General features: G+C 67.4%; 19 protein-coding genes and 1 tRNA gene. 6 read left to right on the forward strand and 14 right to left on the reverse strand.

The window, feature by feature from the left end; genetic code table 11:
- Positions 1-55 precede the first annotated feature (55 nt).
- From ACR4XW_RS04280 to ACR4XW_RS04330, 11 genes are all read right to left on the reverse strand, one after another.
- The gene (locus ACR4XW_RS04280; protein ID WP_434759265.1) at positions 56-1,378 is read right to left on the reverse strand and encodes a hypothetical protein; all 1,323 of its coding nucleotides are present in this window, start codon (positions 1,376-1,378) and stop codon (positions 56-58) included.
- A gap of 53 nt (positions 1,379-1,431) precedes the next feature.
- Positions 1,432-1,797 carry a DUF1707 SHOCT-like domain-containing protein gene (locus ACR4XW_RS04285; RefSeq protein ID WP_434759266.1) on the reverse strand — a complete coding sequence of 122 codons (366 nt, stop codon included), beginning with the start codon at positions 1,795-1,797 and terminating at the stop codon, positions 1,432-1,434.
- 13 nt (positions 1,798-1,810) lie between these two features.
- Positions 1,811-2,914 (reverse strand): substrate-binding domain-containing protein, encoded by a 1,104-nt coding sequence (locus ACR4XW_RS04290; protein WP_434759267.1) that lies wholly within the window; start codon positions 2,912-2,914, stop codon positions 1,811-1,813.
- 390 nt (positions 2,915-3,304) lie between these two features.
- Positions 3,305-4,378 (reverse strand): DNA adenine methylase, encoded by a 1,074-nt coding sequence (locus ACR4XW_RS04295; protein WP_434759268.1) that lies wholly within the window; start codon positions 4,376-4,378, stop codon positions 3,305-3,307.
- A gap of 71 nt (positions 4,379-4,449) precedes the next feature.
- Positions 4,450-5,319, reverse strand: a complete 870-nt coding sequence (ypfJ, locus tag ACR4XW_RS04300) for a KPN_02809 family neutral zinc metallopeptidase (RefSeq protein WP_434759269.1) — start codon at positions 5,317-5,319, stop codon at positions 4,450-4,452.
- An 86-nt stretch (positions 5,320-5,405) separates the two neighbouring features.
- Complete coding sequence (locus ACR4XW_RS04305; RefSeq protein WP_434759270.1) at positions 5,406-6,257, reverse strand: Bax inhibitor-1/YccA family protein; 852 nt, start codon at positions 6,255-6,257, stop codon at positions 5,406-5,408.
- Between the two features lie 120 nt (positions 6,258-6,377).
- Positions 6,378-7,250: a hypothetical protein gene (locus ACR4XW_RS04310; RefSeq protein WP_434759271.1), complete on the reverse strand. Its 873-nt coding sequence runs from the start codon at positions 7,248-7,250 to the stop codon at positions 6,378-6,380.
- Between the two features lie 159 nt (positions 7,251-7,409).
- Positions 7,410-8,108: an O-methyltransferase gene (locus tag ACR4XW_RS04315; RefSeq protein WP_434759272.1), complete on the reverse strand. Its 699-nt coding sequence runs from the start codon at positions 8,106-8,108 to the stop codon at positions 7,410-7,412.
- An 83-nt stretch (positions 8,109-8,191) separates the two neighbouring features.
- Positions 8,192-8,554, reverse strand: coding sequence for a nuclear transport factor 2 family protein (locus ACR4XW_RS04320; protein WP_434759273.1), 363 nt, complete (start codon positions 8,552-8,554; stop codon positions 8,192-8,194).
- A gap of 9 nt (positions 8,555-8,563) precedes the next feature.
- The gene (locus ACR4XW_RS04325) at positions 8,564-8,947 is read right to left on the reverse strand and encodes a RidA family protein (RefSeq protein ID WP_434759274.1); all 384 of its coding nucleotides are present in this window, start codon (positions 8,945-8,947) and stop codon (positions 8,564-8,566) included.
- 30 nt (positions 8,948-8,977) lie between these two features.
- Positions 8,978-10,444 (reverse strand): Na+/H+ antiporter NhaC family protein, encoded by a 1,467-nt coding sequence (locus ACR4XW_RS04330; protein ID WP_434759275.1) that lies wholly within the window; start codon positions 10,442-10,444, stop codon positions 8,978-8,980.
- A gap of 152 nt (positions 10,445-10,596) precedes the next feature.
- Between ACR4XW_RS04330 and ACR4XW_RS04335 the strand changes: the two genes are divergently transcribed.
- From ACR4XW_RS04335 to ACR4XW_RS04360, 6 genes are all read left to right on the forward strand, one after another.
- Positions 10,597-11,127 (forward strand): helix-turn-helix domain-containing protein, encoded by a 531-nt coding sequence (locus ACR4XW_RS04335; RefSeq protein ID WP_434759276.1) that lies wholly within the window; start codon positions 10,597-10,599, stop codon positions 11,125-11,127.
- A 12-nt stretch (positions 11,128-11,139) separates the two neighbouring features.
- Positions 11,140-12,072, forward strand: a complete 933-nt coding sequence (locus ACR4XW_RS04340) for a dihydrodipicolinate synthase family protein (RefSeq protein ID WP_434759277.1) — start codon at positions 11,140-11,142, stop codon at positions 12,070-12,072.
- A complete protein-coding gene (locus tag ACR4XW_RS04345) occupies positions 12,069-13,238 on the forward strand; it encodes an NAD(P)/FAD-dependent oxidoreductase (RefSeq protein WP_434759278.1) in 1,170 nt (389 codons plus the stop codon). Before ACR4XW_RS04340 ends, ACR4XW_RS04345 begins: the two co-directional genes overlap by 4 nt.
- A complete protein-coding gene (locus ACR4XW_RS04350; RefSeq protein ID WP_434759279.1) occupies positions 13,235-13,513 on the forward strand; it encodes a (2Fe-2S)-binding protein in 279 nt (92 codons plus the stop codon). The genes ACR4XW_RS04345 and ACR4XW_RS04350 overlap by 4 nt, the downstream gene beginning before the upstream one ends.
- On the forward strand, positions 13,506-14,936 hold the full coding sequence (locus tag ACR4XW_RS04355) for an FAD/NAD(P)-dependent oxidoreductase (RefSeq protein WP_434759280.1): 1,431 nt from the start codon (positions 13,506-13,508) through the stop codon (positions 14,934-14,936). Before ACR4XW_RS04350 ends, ACR4XW_RS04355 begins: the two co-directional genes overlap by 8 nt.
- A 111-nt stretch (positions 14,937-15,047) precedes the next feature.
- Positions 15,048-15,617, forward strand: a complete 570-nt coding sequence (locus tag ACR4XW_RS04360) for a CGNR zinc finger domain-containing protein (protein WP_434759281.1) — start codon at positions 15,048-15,050, stop codon at positions 15,615-15,617.
- Between the two features lie 54 nt (positions 15,618-15,671).
- Here the strand turns inward: ACR4XW_RS04360 and ACR4XW_RS04365 are convergent, their stop codons facing one another.
- From ACR4XW_RS04365 to ACR4XW_RS04375, 3 genes are all read right to left on the reverse strand, one after another.
- Positions 15,672-15,938, reverse strand: coding sequence for a hypothetical protein (locus ACR4XW_RS04365; RefSeq protein WP_434759282.1), 267 nt, complete (start codon positions 15,936-15,938; stop codon positions 15,672-15,674).
- 182 nt (positions 15,939-16,120) lie between these two features.
- A tRNA-Leu gene (locus ACR4XW_RS04370) sits at positions 16,121-16,193 on the reverse strand.
- Positions 16,194-16,267: 74 nt separating this feature from the next.
- Positions 16,268-16,969 (reverse strand): hypothetical protein, encoded by a 702-nt coding sequence (locus tag ACR4XW_RS04375; RefSeq protein WP_434759283.1) that lies wholly within the window; start codon positions 16,967-16,969, stop codon positions 16,268-16,270.
- Positions 16,970-16,980: the final 11 nt, after the last annotated feature.

The raw sequence follows: 16,980 nt of genomic DNA on the forward strand, positions 1-16,980 counted from the left end.
CCGCAGACCGCAGCGGAATTCGTTCATTCCTCGGCCATCTTTTGTTGCCGGACGGTCAGATCCGGTCCACCGACCAGGTGGCGCAGGCGGTGGCCTCACCGGAGTTGTATCCCGACCAGATCCACGCCCAACGTTCCTGGCCGGTGCCGTAGCCCGGGGTGTCCCCCATCCGGCCGTACCAGTTGGCGAACCAGTCGTAGTCCTCACGGCTGTAAATGGTGGTCGAGATCCGTCCGGCGAGCAGGCCACCGAGGCATTCGACCTGACTCTCACTGCGTTTCATGGTGGTGGTGCTGTCCTCGGGCCACTTCTGCTGGGCCATCAGGTTCTGGGTGCGCCATTGGATGTAGTGCCCGTACTCGTGGAACAGCACGTGGGTGGTGAGGATCGGCGGCTGTTCGAGCATGGTCTGCTCGTTCAGGTAGATGCCGTTGGTTTCGGTGTCACCGCTCCAGCTACCACAGAAGTAGCCCCAGCCCTCCGGATCCAGGGTGCCGCAGGGCGTGGTACCCGACCCCGAGAAGTAGTACAGGTCGGGTTCGGGAGACGGCTTGAACCACTCGTCCAGTTGTGGCCCGTACACCTGCCGTGCACATTCCAACAGGCCCTTGTGCTGCGTTTCGCGGCTGGGATCGGTCAAACTCACCGGACGGGCCGAGCAGTTCACGTCTTGGGCCGCCAACCAGTAGAGCCGGTTGTTCAACAGGATGCCCCTGGCATAGGCGGGGTCTTCCGGAATGGCCCGATGGTCGGCGGTATCGGCGGCTTGGCCCTGGTTGTGCGGTTTCCCGTTGTGTTCGGGCTGCACCTGATCGCCCGCTGTCGGATCGGGGGCGGGGTCCTGGGTCGGGTCCGGTTCCGGTTCGGGGTCCTGGGTCGGTTCGGGCTCGGGGTCCTCGGTCGGACTCGGCTCGGGCTCGGGATCCTCGGTCGGGGTCGGTGCCGGCTCGGGATCTTCGGACGGGGTCGGCTCGGACGTGGTGGGCGCAGGGTCCGGCTCCACCACCTCGGTGCGGTTGCTCAGCGACAGCGCGACGAAGGCGACCCCGAGAATCAACACCGTGACGATCGCGCCGATCAACACCGGTTGCCAGCGACGTCGCGGCGGTGGCGGTGCTCCGAACCCCGGTTGACCACCCCAGCCGGGTTGGCCGCCCGACTGGTGGTGCCCGGACCACGGTTGCTGGTTACCCCAGGGTTGGTGGTTACCCCAGGGTTGCTGGTTACCCCACTGTTGCTGGGTACCCCACTGCTGTTGACTGCCCCACTGTGGTTGTCCCTGGTTCCAGCCGGGCTGGACGTTCCGTCCGTTGTTCGGCTGCGACCAACCGCTCGATCCGCCGCCGAACGGTGACCCGCCCGTCTGCCACCCGCTCATTCGCCCTCACTCGCCCTCGCCCCAGACCGGGGCCAGCGTAGCCGGGCGACGGCTCACAGCAGGATGACGAGCAGAATCACCAGCAGCACGATGCTCACCGCGATACCGCCGCCCACCGCGAGGGCGAAACGACTCGCGTCGCGGCTCGGGGCGAGTTCGCCGGGGGCGGTGCTGCCCTGTTCCACGATGGCCGGGTCCTGGTAGGTCTGCACCGGCGGGAGTCCCTCCACGACCGGGACGAGTTCGCCCAGGGTGTTGGCGGCATAGAGCCGATCGAGCCGGTTGCGGTAGTCGACGTCGTCCAGCTTGCCCTCGGCGAAGGCGTCGGCGAGCCGGGCGGTGAGCTGATTGCGCTCGTTGTCATCCACCGGCTCATGCGGAGTGCTGCGGTACTTCGACGAGATCGGCAGATTGCTCATGCCTACAGCCTAGCTAGCCGATCGATTCGATGGCCGAGGCCAACTCGCCGTAGAGGCCCTCGGAGAAGGCCGAAGTGAGTTTCTCGTCCACCGCCAAGCGGTGCCCTTCGGGCGAGAGGATCCAGCCGAACACTTCCCTGACGCGTTCCCCATCGGCGGCATCGGGGTACTTGCCGCACACGACCACGTAGCTCACCACCACCGCCGGGTAGGCGCCGTCGATATTGCGGTCGAGTTGACGAGCCTGGTCGTGTTCGGGGCGTCCCGGGACCTTCGGGGAGCCGTCGATTTGGTAGGCGCCCTCGGGTCCGTGCGCGGAAAGATCCTTGCCACCGTGGCGCACCAGCGCCACCTGGGTATCGCGCACCGCCGCCGATGCCGGCAGGTAGGCGATCGCTCCGGCGGTCTCCAGTTGTCGGCGAGTCTCCGACGCGGTGGCCGGGGTGCCCCCCTTGGCCGGCCAATCGTCGCCGGCTGCCAGCGACCACGCTCCCGAAGCCTGCAGCCATTCGGTCATCGCCCGGTTGACCGGGGTGCGATCGCTGCGATAGACCGGCGTGATCTTCAGGTCGGGCAGCTCGGCCTCGGGGTTCAGTTCGGCGATCGCCGGGTCGTTCCACGAGGTGATCTCACCCTGGTAGATGGCGGCCAGGGTCTTGGCGTCCAGCACCAGGTCCTCGACCTCGGGCACGTTCACGGCCAGGGCCACCGGGTCGGCCAAGACCGGCAGATGCAACGGTGGCGCTTCGCACCCGTCGGCACTGTTGGCCTCGGTCTCGTCCATCGGCCGGGTGGTGATCGCATACTGACGATCACCCTTGAGGAACTCTTCCAGCCCCATGTTGTTGCCAACCGGGTTGTAGCCCAGCTTCAGTGAGCCGGCCTCCTCGAGGGCGAGGCTCCACCCCTCCATGGCCGACACCGCGTTCGCGGCTCCGCCGCCGTCGAGTTCACCGCTGACCTGTGGCACGTCTGGCTGCGAGGAGTCGGGGGAATCGTCCGGATCCGCAGTGCCGTCGGTGGTTTCGGAGGCCGGAACCTCCTGCGAACTCGACGGCGTCATCACCCGGTAAACCGCAAAGACGGTGATCAGCAGCAGGATCAGCGCGATCGCCAACACCGCTGCCGCGATCGCCCAGCGGGCGCCGCTCTTCTTCGGCGGCCCGCCGGATCCACCGGGGTACGGGCCGTGGGGACCGCGAGGGGGGCGGGGCGGGCCACCACCGGGGTACGGGCCAGGCCCCGGTGGCGGTCCGCCGGGCTGCGGGCCATGGTGCCCGCGCGGAGGTCCGCCGGGCTGCGGCCCGTGTTGACCCGGCTGCGACCCCTGTTGACCCGGCAGACCGCCGGGATGCGGTTGCCACTGTGGGCCCGGTGCGCCGCCGGGGTGCTGGGGTCCTTGCGGACCCGGCTGCTGGCCAAAACTCATCCGTTCCCACTTCCGTGCGTGTCCTCGGCACAGACTAATCACTCGGGGTGCATCGCAACCGGCACCGCACCACGGGAGCTATTGGGTCGGCGACGGCAACAAGGCCCGGTCGGGCACCGTGCGGGCCACCACATCGGGGGCACCGGCGACCAGGACATATTCCAGATTGCGGCCCCGGCCCGGTTCTCCGACGACCTCACCGCGCAGATTGTGCACCCCGATCCGGTGCCCGATGTGGCGGCGGCTGTCGAAGGCCAGCACCTCCACCTCACCGTGCACCCGGCACATGTCGACCAGGTCGTCCAACGGGACGAAACCCTCGTCGTTGAACGAGACCACCACCACCTCGGCCCGAACCCGGGCGATGAGTTCTGCCAGAGCGGCGGGCATGGTGCGACGGCTGTCCAACACGGTGCGGGTTTCGGGCTCGCGGGCATCGGCACGCTTGCGAGCCACCCCATAGGTCTCCGGTTCGTCCCAGCGCACGAGGGTTTCCCAGATGTGGTAGTTCGTGAAATACCGGTGCTGGTTGTAGGGCGGATCCAGATAGGCCAAGTCGGCCGGGGGTAGTTGGTCGACCAACTTGGTGGCATCACCGCGCACCGCCCGTCCGGTGCCGGGCACCAGTACCGGGGCGCGCAGCCGCAGGGGGCTGTGGGAGCGGGCCGACCAGTTCTTCAGGTAGGCCATGTGCAGCCCGATCGTGGAGTCGACCCGGTCGGCCGCCTCGATCAGGCTGGTCAACAGCACCGGACGCAGCCACGATGCGCCATAGCGGCGGTCGATGCCGGCCCGGATCGCATCGATCCGTTGCCCGTTGTCGGGCTGGAAGTAGCGGGCCTGTTCACAGAACATCTCGGTGACGTAGCCGCGCACCGGCGCCAACCCGCCCAGCCAGTCGAGGGCCTCGGCCAGTTCGGCGTGCTGCTCGGTGGTCAGGGTGTCGGCGTCCAGTTCGACATAGCACTGGGCGAAGACCTCGCTGTAGGAGGCAAGGTCCACCGCGGTGGTGTGCAGCCCGCGGCGGCAGAACTCCTGAGCCACCCTGGTGGTGCCGGTGAACAGGTCCAGGGCCGTGGCGGCACCGGAGTTCTCGGCCAGCTCCCCCAGCACGCCGACCAGACGGCGTTTGGAGCCCAGGTACTTGATCATGGCGCTACTTGATCATGTTGGACGGGTTCACGTCGTACCGGATCCTGATGTGGTCATGCACACCGTGCTGCTCAGAGGCGTCCGCTCCAGGTGTTGCACTTGCGGGGGTCGCCGGAGTCGAAGCCGATCCGCATCCACTTCTGGCGCTGTTCGGCCGAGCCATGGGTCCACGATTCGCGATCGACCCGGCCGGCCGTCCGCTCCTGAATCCGGTCATCACCCACCGAGTGGGCGGCGTCCTGAGCCCGTTGCACGTCGTCGGCGGTCACTTCGGCGATCGGGCTCTCGGGATCCTTGGCGGCATTGCTGAGCCACACCCCGGCATAGCAGTCGGCCTGCAGTTCCAGGCGCACCGCAGCCGATTGGGGGCCGGTCGAGCGGTCGCCCTGGGCGCGGTTCATGTCACCGGACAGGTTCTGGATGTGGTGGCCGTATTCGTGGGCGATCACATAGGCCTCGGCGGCGTCACCGCCCTTGGCACCGAGCTGGGAGACCAACTGGTCGAAGAAACCGGTGTCGAGGTAGATGCCCATATCGGCCGGGCAGTAGAAGGGGCCGACCGAGGAGTCGGCAGTGCCACAACCGGTACTGATCTGGCCGGTGAAGATGTTCATCGAGGCCGGACGGTGACCCTCATACTGTTCCACCCAGTAGTTGTGGATCGAGTTCTCATAGGCCACCCAGCGGCACTCACGATCCTTGGAGATATCAATGCCCTCCCCCTGGCAGCGCTCATAGGCATTGCTCTGCTGGGGTTCCTGCGGATCGGGTGCGGGGCCGCCGGTCAGCATGTCGGGGTTGATGCCCAGGAACAGGGCGATCAACACGATCACCAGGCCGCCGACACCACCACCGATGGCGAGGCCGCCACGTCCGCCTCCGCGACCCCCACCTGTTCGCATCCGGGACGGATCAAGATTCGCCTTCTCGTTGTAGCGCATCGCCAACCTCCATCACGCAGATCGCCCCTATGCCGGCTTGAGCCAAGCATAGGGGCGATATAGCGACTTGAGGGACGCCGGGTCGGTCAGCGGCGGAAGTAGGAAAGGATCCGCAGCAGTTCGGTGTACAGCCAGACCATGGTGACGGTCAGACCGAAAGCGGCCGTCCAGGACATCGAGGCCGGAACCCGGTTGCGAATACCGGTTTCGATGAACTCGAAGTCCAGAATCAGGTTCAGCGAGGCGAGCACCACCGCGACGATCGAGACGAGGATCGGCAGCATGCCGACCGGGCCGGTGACCCCGGCGCGCAGGCCGAGGTTGACCACACCGGTGAGGCTGAGCAGGAAGTTCGCCACCAGCGCCAGCGCCAGACCGGCGGTGGCGATCAGCACCACCTTGCGAATGCGGCTGGCGATCCGGCCCAGGTTGAAGAAGCGGTAAGCGGCCAGCACCACACCGGCCACCAGGAAGGTCGACACCACGGCGGCGACCACGATGCCCGGGTAGTAGAACTCGAAGATCTTCGACAGCATGCCGACGAAGACACCCTCGATCAGCGAGTAGCCGATCACCACCGCCGGGTTGACCTTGCGAATGACGATCATCGCGACGGCGGCGACGATCGACAGCAGGCCGGCACCGAGCAGGGCCGGGATCACCAGGGCGTCGGGGATGAAGAACCAGGCGGCCGCGGCGACGCCGGCCACCAGGGCGAGGCAGATCGCGGTCTTGGTGATGACATCTTCCATCGTCATCACGCCCTGGACGGGCTGCTGCGGCGGCATCGACGGTGCGCCACCGTAGCCACCGTAGATATCCGGCCCCTGGCCCTGGTACCGGGGGTCGCCGTACTGCGGGTCGGAGTAGGGGGCCGAGGAGTATTGCGGCTGGAATTCCTTCTGCCGGGTCAGTACGGGATTGGAGCTGTGAAACATTGCGGGTGCCTTTCAGGCGCTCGATCTTGACTGGTCCAGTGTATGCGGTCTGTGGGAGTGCTTCGGCCCGTTGCTCCGGTCACGATCACGCATCGGGTTCGGAGCTTCGTCGGGCGTGCTTCAGGACTTGGCTTCGACCACCCGGCCGAACTCCTCCCAGGCCGTGACCACCCGCTGCGACCCGTTCTCGATCTCGGTGGCCACCTCACCGGCCGCCTTCTGATCGGCCTGCTGCCAGGCATTGGTCGCCTCGTGTTCGGCCCGGATCGCCTGCCGGTTCTTCTCCCGGTCGATCCGGCCACTCGAACGGGCCTCGCCGTTGAGCTGCCAGGCCGCCCGGCGCTCCTGCAGGTAGGTGGCGCGGGCCTGCACGATCCCGTCCTGCACCTTCACCTCGCCGGCCTGCTCGACCGCGGCCTTGCACTCGGCCGCCGCGGCGTCGAACGACTCACCGGTCGCGCCACGATCCATGTAGGCATTGGCCTTGTCGAACTCGTGGCACACCCGCTGCATGTGCTTCACCGGCGGCACCGAGGCGCCCCAATCGGTGAGGAACGTCCGGTAGGAGTTCACCGCCTCGGACACCGGGCGATAGGCCTCGGCGACCTCGGAATCGGAGAAGGCCCGTTCCTGGCTCAGTTCCTCGACCTGGGTGCCGTAGTCGCGGACCACCTGCATCATCGCGTCGACCTTCGTCTCGTTGTCGGCCGGATCGGGTGACTCGCTCTGGGCCACCTGCACCACCTGGAACATCACCTCATCGCGGTGTTTGGTCAACAGCTCCTGGCTGCGGTTGTGCACCTTGCTGTAGTCGCCACCGAGCACCGGTCGCCACAGCGTCCACGCCAGCAGGCCGACGATGACCAGCGCCACCAGGCCCACGACGATGCCGACCGGCAGCACCCAGCGCGGACGGCGCTTCGGGGTGGCGGAATGGCCGGTGTCGGACGGGGGCAGATCGCTGGTTCCAGAATGGGGTGTTCCAGAAGTCATGTGCCGGAGTCTGCCAGAGCCCGGCCCCGGTCACCGCATCGGCGACCAATCACCCCTCTCGGCGACCATCCCCACCTGCACATGCAACCCGGACTCGTTCCTGCGTGGCCTAGTTGTGCACGCAGGAACGAGTCCGGGTTGCATGTGGGTGGTCGGCAGCTATCGGCGTTGCAGAATCAGCAGGCCGTCCCAGCCCTTGATGCCGACGGTTTGCACCGCGGTGGCGGTCAGGGACGAGTCGGCACCGATCGCGGCCACGACCTCGCGCACTCCCTGTACCCGGGGATCGTCGCTGTCGGCATCGACCACGGCCCCGTCCCGCACCACATTGTCGATCACGATCACCGCGCCGGGTTGGGTGAGCCGCAGCGACGCCTCGAGATAGGCGGGGTTGCTCGGCTTGTCGGCATCGATGAATACGAAATCGAAGGGTTCGACCTCGGCGTCGATCAACTGCTGCGCGGATTCGGCGGCGGGGCCCACCATGATCTCGACGCGATCGCCGACACCGGCGCGCTCGATGTTGGCCCGGGCCACCTCGGCGTTGAGGTCTTCCAGTTCCAAGGTGACCACCCGTCCGGTGTCCCCGGCGGCTCTGGCGAACCAGATCGTGGAGTAGCCGGCCAGGGTGCCGAACTCGAGCACCCGGCGAGCGCCGGACATCCGGATCAGCAGCGCGAGCAGGGCCCCTTGGTTGGCGGCCACTTCGGCATTGGGCATCGTGGTTCGGGCACCGGAATCACGTGCGCCGACGAGCGCTTCGTCCTCGGCCACCAGTGTTTCGGTGAAATACTCGTCCACCGCCCGCCACTGCGGGTCGGAGGCGTAGCGGTTCACGGGCGTGGCGTCGGTGTTCATCCCGTCACGCTAACGGTGCCTGCCCCGGCCGGGCTCGAAATGTGCGCCGGTGACCACAACCGGTTCAGCTATTCACCGGTTGTTCAGGGGGCGAAAACCTTGGACAGGTCCGAGTAGATCCGTCCGGCCGCGATTCCGTCCTTGTCGAAGGTGTACATCGCCACCGCCGGCACTTCGACGAGTCGGCCGTCGGCGCGTCCGTAGGTGGTGATGGTTTCCAGGGCCACCTCCTGCCCATCGCGGACCATCCGGACGAACACATGGCTCATCGAGGAGATGCTGCCGAAGAACTCCGACAGGGCTTGGGCGATCTCCTCCGGCCCGGTCGCCACCGGCCCGTCGCCGAACCGCAGCGTGCCCTTGGGTGAAAAGTACGAGGCGAAGCCCTCGCTGTCGAAGGTGTCGGCATGGTCGTAGAAACGGCGGAAGTCGAACGATTCAGTCATGGGGGCTCCTTACAGAACTGCGGTGCATTCGATCTCGACCAACAGCCCCGGGACGGCCAGGCCGGTGATGCCGATGATCGTTTGCGCGGGGTGTTCGGTCGAACCGGTGACTTCTTCGATCGCCCGGGTCATCACCTCGTACTCGGTCGGTTGCGTGGTGTAGATCGTGCGCCGCACGACTTGGTCCCAGCGCACCCCGGCGGCCTCCAGCGCGACAGCCAGGTTCTCCATCGCCGCCTTCGTCTGCAGGAAGAGGTCGTCGCCTCCGATCACGTTGAAGTCCGAGCCCAATGCCACCTGACCGGCGAAGCAGACCAACCGGCTGCCTTCGGCGATGGCGATGTGGCTGAACCCGGGCGTCGGGTGCAGGTTGTCCGGGCTGATCAGTTCCATGGTGTGTTCCTTTTCATTGAGGGGTGTCGGTCATTGCGGGGTATCGCTCAGGACGGGATTGGTTTTCAGGGCGCGGCCGTCGGATCCCTCGAAGGTGCGGCCCCAGCCGGTGATGACGGCGACGATCATGACCAGGGTGAGCATGATCGGGTACACCGTGCCGAGGAACAGGCCGCCCATCGAGACCGGCGTGCCGCCCTGGGTGGCCAGCAGGGCGCCGATGAACAGGTAGGCGCTGAGGAAGGGGACGGTGGAGGCCACGCCCAGCGCGAAGCAGTCCAGGACGTTGGCTCGCCGGTACGGGTGCAGGCCCACCTTGGCGCCGAGTTCGTCGGCGACCGGACCGAAGGCCAGCATCGACGCGGAGTTGACCCCTCCGAACAGCACCGTGGTCGCCGAGATGCCCGCACCCATGGCGGCTTCGGCTCCGCGCGGGGTGCCGGCCCACGAGGCCCTGGAGAACCACGTGATCACCCGGTCGATGACGCGCGCCTCCATCAAGGTGCCGACGATGCCGAAAACGGCGATGACCAGGGCAACCGTGCCGAGCATGTACTCGACACCCTCGATCAGGAACCCGGAGGGTGCCCCGTCGGTCACACCGAGCACGTCCGAGGGTGTCAGCAGACCGGTGACCAAGGCCGTGATCGTGCCCACCACGAGGCCGACGGTGATCGCCTTGAAGATGTCGCGGGTCCAGAAGGCCACCACGAGCAGAATGGCCACCGGGATCAACATGGTGAGCCCCAGCGGATTGCCCTCGGCGGCCAGATCCAGCTTCGATCCGCCGGTCACACTGCCGAGTGCGAAGTAGAGCACCGCACTGATGGCCGCAGCCACCACCGAGTAGCGAACCCGCGCCGCGACCACACCGCCGACGTCGGCGACGCCGCGACGGTTGCGGTACTTCTGCGTGGAGGCCGACATCACCGAGGTGTCGGAGATCGGCGCCAGGTTGTCACCGAAGACCGCGCCGGACACGATCGCGCCGGCAAGCAACGCAGGGTTGGCACCCAGGGACACTCCGGCGACGTAGAAGATCGGAAAAGCGGTGAACATGGTGCCGATCGACGACCCGGTGGCCATCGCCACGAGGCAGACGGTGATGAAGGTGAACAGGGTGAAGGTGCTGGGCGGGGCACCGACGGTCTCGGCCAGCCAGACGAACCCGTCCGAAACGCCGGTCGCCTTGTTCAAGGTCGACAACGGGCCGATCAGCAGCAGGATCACCACGATCGACACCGCCTGGGGACTACCGATCCCGCGGATCACTGCCGCCCAGAAGGCCTTGTAATCCTTCGCCAGGGGTGCGGTGAGCAGCAGGGCGATGAAGCCGCCGGTCGCCAGCGCTGACATCTCGAAAGCCTTGAGCAGGACGAACAGGGTGATGCAGGCAATGAGGAAGAGCACGACCGGCGTCAGAGCCAGTGGCCAACCCCCGTGGAACTTGAGCTCCTTGCGTTCCGCGGGCGTGTCCGTAGGCGTGTGGTTGGTCACGGGTACCCCTTGGTTCGTTCGAGGGCTGATCGGCGTCGCGCGTCCAGCCATACTGCACAAGCAAACCCTTAATGTCCATAGAAGGCGCGTAGCAGCGAAATCGTTGTGCAGTGTTACTGCACAGTAGGGAAAAGCCGCGATACCCTCGACCCGTGTTCGGTGATCGCTTGCGTGCCCTGCGGAAGAGCCGCGGATTGTCGCTGCGCGATTTGGCGGGGCTGACCGGGCTGTCGTCCACCATGCTCAGCCAGATCGAACGCGGGGTGACCGACCCGAGCCTGAAGTCGTTGCGCCAGATCGCCCGGGTCTTCGGCCAGTCGGTCGCAACCCTGTTCGACGACGCCACCGGGGTTCAGGTCTCCCGGCCGGGTGAACGGTCCACGTTGAGTGCGCCCAGTGGCCGCATCCAGTACGAGCGGGTGGCGGCGGGTAACGGCCGGCTGGAGGTGCTGTTGGGCAACCTCGCCCCCGGCAGCCGATCCGGTGACGAACCGGCGGTACACGAATCGGTGGAGTGCGCTTACGTCCTGGCCGGGGTACTGACCGTCGATGTCGGCGGCGAGGTGCACGAGTTGCGCCAGGGCGAGGCCATCACCATCGGCGCCGGATTCCCACACCTGTACCAGAACCACAGCCAGGAGGACGTCGAGTTCCTGGTGTCGGTCACACCACCCATCCCCTAGGAGGACACCGCCATGGATCGAGATGACGTCGCCTGGTCGGGCTACATTCCCGCGATCACCACGCCCTTCGACGCCGATCTGCGGCTGGACATCGAAGCCCTGGACGAACAGATCCAGTGGCTGGCCGAGCAGGAGATTCCCGGGATCATCCTGGCCGGCACCACCGGCGAATGGTTCTCGATGTCGGACGAGGAGCGCGCGAATCTGTTCCTCGCCGCCCGGCAGATCGCCCCCGATTCGATGTGGGTGATCGGCGGCTGCACCGCGCTGACCGCCGACGCGGTGGCCGGCCATGCGGCCGCGGCCAGCGATGCCGGCCTGGACGGCATTCTGGTCACCCCTCCCCCGTACCTGGTGCCGACCCAGGACGAGTGTGTGGAGTTCTACCGGATGGTCAATGACGCGATCGACATCGCGATGTGCGCCTACAACTGGCCGCGCGGCTGCGTGGTGGACATGGACACCACCACCCTCGAGCGGATCGCCGAGTTGGACAAGGTCGTCGCGATCAAGAACTCCACCGGTGTTTTCGCCAGGTTCCTGGACGGGCTCTATGCCCTGGATCAGCAGGTGCGCTACTTCGGCATCCCCACCTCCCGGGTCGGCATCGACCTCGTCCGCGCCGGCCACGGGGACGGCCTGATGGGTTCGGGGGCCCCGCTCGGCCGGGCACATTCCGGCTTCTGGCAGGCCCTCGAGCGCGGCGATTTCGAGGAAGCCCGGAGGTTGGGCGACCTGGATCGTCGGCTGATGCAACGCTGGTTCAACCCCGACTACGGGGCCAAGTTCGGCAATCAGCAGGCCATCATGAAGACCGCCTTGCGTTTGCAGGGGGTTCCCGCCGGGCACGTCCGCCCACCCCTGCTGGAGCTCAATGACCATCAGGTGGGCATCGTCCGCGACACCCTCAACGAGTTGGGCATCAGCACGGGCCCGTTGCGATGACGGACGTGGCGGTGGTCGGCGGCGGCCTGCTGGGGAGCGCCACGGCCTACCTGCTCACCGAACAGGGCGCCGACGTCGCGCTCTTCGAGCAGAGCCAGTTGAACAGCGGGGCTTCGGGCCAGAATGCCGGCAGCCTGCACTTCCAACTCGAGTACCGGATGCTCGAAGGGGGCTGGGACAAGGCCCGGCAAGCCGCCGAGGCCATCCCGCTGCACCTGGAATCCCACCGGCTGTGGACCCAATGGGGTGAGCTGTTCGGGGAACGGTTGGGGGTGGTGACCCGGGGTGGCCTGATGGTCGCCGAGAACGAACAACAAGCGGAACTGTTGGACCGCAAGGCCGCTTTGGAGCGGTCGTGGGGGCTGGACGTGCAGACCTTGACCGGCCGGCGCCTGCGGGAATTCGCCCCGTACCTGGCCGCCGACATTCCGGCGGCCGCTTTCTGCCCCCTGGAGGGCAAGGCGAACACCCGAGCCGCGGGGCCGACGCTGGCCGCTGCCGCCGCCCGGCAGGGAGCCGCCGTGCACGTGCAACGTGAGGTGCGCTCGATCACCCGGCGGGCCGACCGGTGGGCCGTGCGGTGGACGAGTGCCGACGGGAGGGGTGAGGTGCTGGTCGATGCGGTGGTGTTGGCCGCGGGAGTGTGGTGTGCCGGTTTGGCCGAGCAGTTGGGTTGTTCGCTGCCGATCATTCCGCTGGCGCTGACGATGATGGTGACCGATCGCCGCCCGTTCTTCCTGCCACACCTGGTGCAGCATGTGGGCCGACGGTTGTCGCTGAAACAGACCACCGAGGGCAACGTGCTGATCGGTGGCGGCTGGCCGGCCCGACTGATCGGGGATGACGATCCGGCCGCCGCCGGGTTCCGCGGTGAGCTGATCGCCGACTCGGTCGGTGGGAATGCTGCGGCCGCCACGGCCACGGTGCCGTCCCTGCGGTCGACGGCGGTACTGCGTTCCTGGGTCGGGGTGACCGCGATCGCTCCGGATCAACTCCCCCTGGTCGGTGCCCTGCCCGGCTCTCCGGGCATCTTCATCGCCACCGGCGGTTCGGCCTTCACCCTGGGTCCCGGTTTCGCCGCGGTGCTCGTCCAATTGATCTCGGGACAACAGCCGGATCTGGACATTCAGCCCTACTCCCCACAGCGCTTCGTCGGGGCAGCATGAAACGCGCACCGGGGTCACCGATGCCGCAGGGCTTCATCGTCGTGGACGGACGACGGGTGCCGATCGCGCCCGGCGACACCGTGTTGGCGGCCATGGTGTGCGACGGTGCGGCGACCACCGGGACGCGGGCCGATGGGTCACCGCGCGGCTGGTTCTGCAACATGGGTACCTGTTACGAGTGCGCCGTGACCATCGACGGGGAGCCACTGGCCAGGGCCTGCCTGGTGCCGGCCGAGCACGACATGCGGGTGACTACGGGTGAGGCCGATGTTTGATGTGCTGATCGTCGGCGCGGGGCCGGCCGGGTTGGCCGCCGCGCAGGTCGCCGCCCGGGCCGGTCTGCGGGTCGGGGTGGTGGATGAACAAGCAGCCGCCGGCGGCCAGGTGTTTCGGGCCCCACGAGCCGGCGGGAAGCGCAGTTTCGGCAGCTACCCCTGGGGTCGACAACTGCTGGACGACACCACCCGGGAGCCCATCACCTGGTTCTTCGGACACAGCGCCTTGGGGGTGCTCCGCGACGATGACTCGGCGATCAGGCTGGTGATCCGCCCCCAGGGTGGTGCTGTCGAGGTGTTGGGCTGCCGCCGCCTGCTGATTGCGACCGGGTCGTACGACCTGCCGGTCGCCTTCCCGGGGTGGACTCTGCCGGGGGTGATCGGAGCCGGAGCCGCCCAGACCCTGCTCAAGGGCCAGTCCGCCCTGGTGGACGACCCGGTCGTGCTCGCCGGAGGGCATCCGCTGGTGCTGGTGGTGGCCAGGGATCTGCTGCGCGCCGGCGTCCGGATCCGCGCCCTGGCCCTCACCCAGCGGATGCGCGAGTTGTTCACCGGCGAGCTGCTCGCCGCCGGGTTGGGCAACGGTCGGATCGTGCGGGATGCGGTGACCGCGATGGCAACCCTGGCCGAACACCGGGTGCCGGTACTCGCCGGCACGGTCGTCTCCCGCGCCCTGGGCCCGGCCGGAGTCGAACGGGTGGAGCTGTCCCCGATCGGCGGTGACCGCGGCAAGGTGCGCGAGGTGGAGGCCGGCTCCCTGCTGCTGGGTTATGGACTGGCGCCCAGCACCGATCTGGCCCGGCAAGTCGGATGCGCTCTCGATTGGCGGCCCGCTGCCGGTGGCTGGGTGGTGCGCCACGATGCCGATCAACGGACCACCGTCCCCGAGGTGTACGCGGCCGGTGAGCCCACCGGGGTGGGCGGTGCCGATCTGTCCCGGGCCGAGGGCCTGGTGGCCGGCCGGGCGATGGTGACCGACTTGACCGGGGCGGTGGCCCCCGAGCCCGAACGTGTCCGCGTCGATCGCATGCTGCGGTCGTCCCTGCGGTTCGCGAACCGGATTCGCACGGCCTTCGCCCTACCCGAGCACCTGTTGGCCGACGCTCCCGGCCGGGACACCCCGGTGTGCCGATGCGAGGGCGTGACCCGGGCAGCCGTGGAGGATTTCGTGGACGAGCTACCCGGGCCGGTTTCGCCGAATGCGGTCAAGCTGGCCTGCCGGGTCGGGATGGGGGTGTGTCAGGGACGCTATTGCGAGCGGACGGTGCTCGAGCTGCTCAGGCAGAAGCAAGGCGCCGTGCCCAGCGATCATTGGAGTGGGCAGTTCCCGGTTCGACCGACTCCGCTGGAACAACTGATACCGATCGCATCGCGGTCGTCCGGGGCGACGAAGCATGCGGGCCCGCCGCCCGACGATGGCTGATCGGCCCTGTTCGGCCACCAACAGGTGCGCCGATCACCTGCGACACGTGTTGTAATCTGGAAGTGCGTGACACAACACAGGCCACCTGTTTCCCGTGAGGAGTGAGCAGCGATGGACGCAGCCGAGGTGACGGCCGAACCCCTACCGTCAGACATCGTGCTGCACATCATCAATGAGTGGGGACACACCCCTCGGGCCGCCGTTCCAGGCAAGACGGAGCGGCCCTACCCGGAACCGGATTGGCTGATCGATCTGGATCCTGCCGCTTGGACGAACCTTCCCCGACCGACCCATGAGGCCCTGGTCGAGGTGGCCGACAGCCTGTTCCCGATCTTCCGGGCCCAGGACGGCTCGGAGTGCGCCGAGCACCTGAACGAACTCATCGGCCGTGCCGGACTACGGCAGACCTTCGAGGCCGAGGGCCGGGCGGTGCGCCCGGTGTGGCACTGCCCCCACGGCGACAACCAGCTCTTGGCAGCAGCCGTCCTCACGGTGATCGCCCAACTCGAACACGACCCCGACTCCAGTCGGCTGGGGCTTTGTCGCGGCAGTGAGTGCGTGGACGCCTACATCGACCATTCACCCGCGGCCCGTCGACGGTACTGCGGGTTGACCTGCCAAACGCGTCAGCGAACCAGGACCTACCGGGCAGCGAAACGGCAGTCGCAAAAAACCGCCTGACCATCCGGCGACATTGTGCGAGGCTGATGCTCGCGCAAGGTCGTGGCGCATCGATCACCGCAGGGATTGATGCCGGTGTCGCTCTGCTTCGAATCGGGCATCGCGGTAACCGGGAATCGCGTCGATTCGCTCACGCAGATCGTCTCCGTCGCCCCACAGGATGCGGCCGATCACACCGCCCGCCCGGCGGACGAGGCCCACCACGAACAATAGGGACGCCTTCAGGCCTCGCCTCGCCGATCGCTTCGCGTCACCCGGGGCGATGTCGACCCCAAGCTTCTCGGTGGTCGGCACAACGGGGCTGAACTCGTCCATGGCCATCACGGGCCTCCTGTCGGATTGTGTCACCCACGATTGCCGGTGTCACGCATTCAACGCTACGAGCACGTGACAGGCTTGTCGCGGTATTTAATTGCGCGCAAAAGCAACCCGCACTCGTTCCTGCGTCGGATAGTTCTCCGCGCAGGAACGAATGCGGGTTGCATGTGGGAAATAGGGACGAGTGCCCCCGATGGGATTCGAACCCATACTGGAGCGGGTTTAAGCCGCCTGCCTCTGCCGTTGGGCTACGGGGGCCACGGCTCGGTCACAGCGTAACCGAGCCGGTGAGGCATGGTTGCCCATGCTTCACCGGCTCGGTTGGGGATTACTCAGGCGCGCGGTTCGTCGTGTCCGCGACGGGGAGCGTTGCCGGGGTACTGATCGGTGCCGAACTCGGCCGGGCCTTCACCGCGGCGCGCATCCTGCACCCGGTCGTCGCGCAGATCGTCTTGGGCACGCTGACCGGTCACCGGCTCATCGTGCCGGTCGTCGAGCACCGCATCATCACGGCGGGCCCGGTGGTCATCGCTCACCGGCTCGGCATGCCGGGCATCGCGCAGGTCGTCATTGCGGTGATCAGCATCGCGGTGGTCGTGCCGGACGTCGTCACGGACTTCATCGCGGGCGTCCCGGTCGTCGACCTTGTGGGCGCCGGTGGCGGCCCGGTCGGCATCGGAGCGGTCACGGTGAGCACCGGTGGGGTCGAGTTCATCGGCCCGTTCCTGCTGCTCCTGCAAGTGCCGACGCTTCTCCTCGGCGACCTCCTGGCGCTGCCGGGCCTGGTGTTCCAGTTCCTCGGCCTCGGCCCGCGCCTTCTCGGCTTCGGCCTGAGCGCTCAGGGCGTCGGCTTCCTGCCGGCGCACCTCGATCGACTCCTCGGCGGTCTTGGCCCGCAACTGGGCGGCCTCGGCACGGTCTTCCTCACGCTGCTTCTGCTTGCCCTTGCTGACGGCCAGGGCGATGACCACTATCAGGATGATCGCCACGATGGCGGCGATCACAATCCACATCCACGGTTGTATGTTTTCCATCTGCCACTCCC

The organism is Pseudenemella bisphenolivorans (assembly GCF_051133435.1).
Classification (GTDB): domain Bacteria; phylum Actinomycetota; class Actinomycetes; order Propionibacteriales; family Propionibacteriaceae; genus JAAYAO01.

Excerpts from the sequence above, each read along its gene's own strand:
- ACR4XW_RS04375 (WP_434759283.1), bottom strand. The coding sequence starts at position 16,969 with ATGGAAAACATACAACCGTGGATGTGGATTGTGATCGCCGCCATCGTG.
- ypfJ (WP_434759269.1), bottom strand. The coding sequence starts at position 5,319 with ATGCGCTACAACGAGAAGGCGAATCTTGATCCGTCCCGGATGCGAACA.
- ACR4XW_RS04305 (WP_434759270.1), bottom strand. The coding sequence starts at position 6,257 with ATGTTTCACAGCTCCAATCCCGTACTGACCCGGCAGAAGGAATTCCAG.
- ACR4XW_RS04345 (WP_434759278.1), top strand. The coding sequence starts at position 12,069 with ATGACGGACGTGGCGGTGGTCGGCGGCGGCCTGCTGGGGAGCGCCACG.
- ACR4XW_RS04340 (WP_434759277.1), top strand. The coding sequence starts at position 11,140 with ATGGATCGAGATGACGTCGCCTGGTCGGGCTACATTCCCGCGATCACC.
- ACR4XW_RS04325 (WP_434759274.1), bottom strand. The coding sequence starts at position 8,947 with ATGGAACTGATCAGCCCGGACAACCTGCACCCGACGCCCGGGTTCAGC.
- ACR4XW_RS04360 (WP_434759281.1), top strand. The coding sequence starts at position 15,048 with ATGGACGCAGCCGAGGTGACGGCCGAACCCCTACCGTCAGACATCGTG.
- ACR4XW_RS04365 (WP_434759282.1), bottom strand. The coding sequence starts at position 15,938 with ATGGCCATGGACGAGTTCAGCCCCGTTGTGCCGACCACCGAGAAGCTT.
- ACR4XW_RS04295 (WP_434759268.1), bottom strand. The coding sequence starts at position 4,378 with ATGATCAAGTACCTGGGCTCCAAACGCCGTCTGGTCGGCGTGCTGGGG.
- ACR4XW_RS04320 (WP_434759273.1), bottom strand. The coding sequence starts at position 8,554 with ATGACTGAATCGTTCGACTTCCGCCGTTTCTACGACCATGCCGACACC.
- ACR4XW_RS04315 (WP_434759272.1), bottom strand. The coding sequence starts at position 8,108 with ATGAACACCGACGCCACGCCCGTGAACCGCTACGCCTCCGACCCGCAG.
- ACR4XW_RS04350 (WP_434759279.1), top strand. The coding sequence starts at position 13,235 with ATGAAACGCGCACCGGGGTCACCGATGCCGCAGGGCTTCATCGTCGTG.
- ACR4XW_RS04310 (WP_434759271.1), bottom strand. The coding sequence starts at position 7,250 with ATGACTTCTGGAACACCCCATTCTGGAACCAGCGATCTGCCCCCGTCC.
- ACR4XW_RS04285 (WP_434759266.1), bottom strand. The coding sequence starts at position 1,797 with ATGAGCAATCTGCCGATCTCGTCGAAGTACCGCAGCACTCCGCATGAG.
- ACR4XW_RS04280 (WP_434759265.1), bottom strand. The coding sequence starts at position 1,378 with ATGAGCGGGTGGCAGACGGGCGGGTCACCGTTCGGCGGCGGATCGAGC.
- ACR4XW_RS04355 (WP_434759280.1), top strand. The coding sequence starts at position 13,506 with ATGTTTGATGTGCTGATCGTCGGCGCGGGGCCGGCCGGGTTGGCCGCC.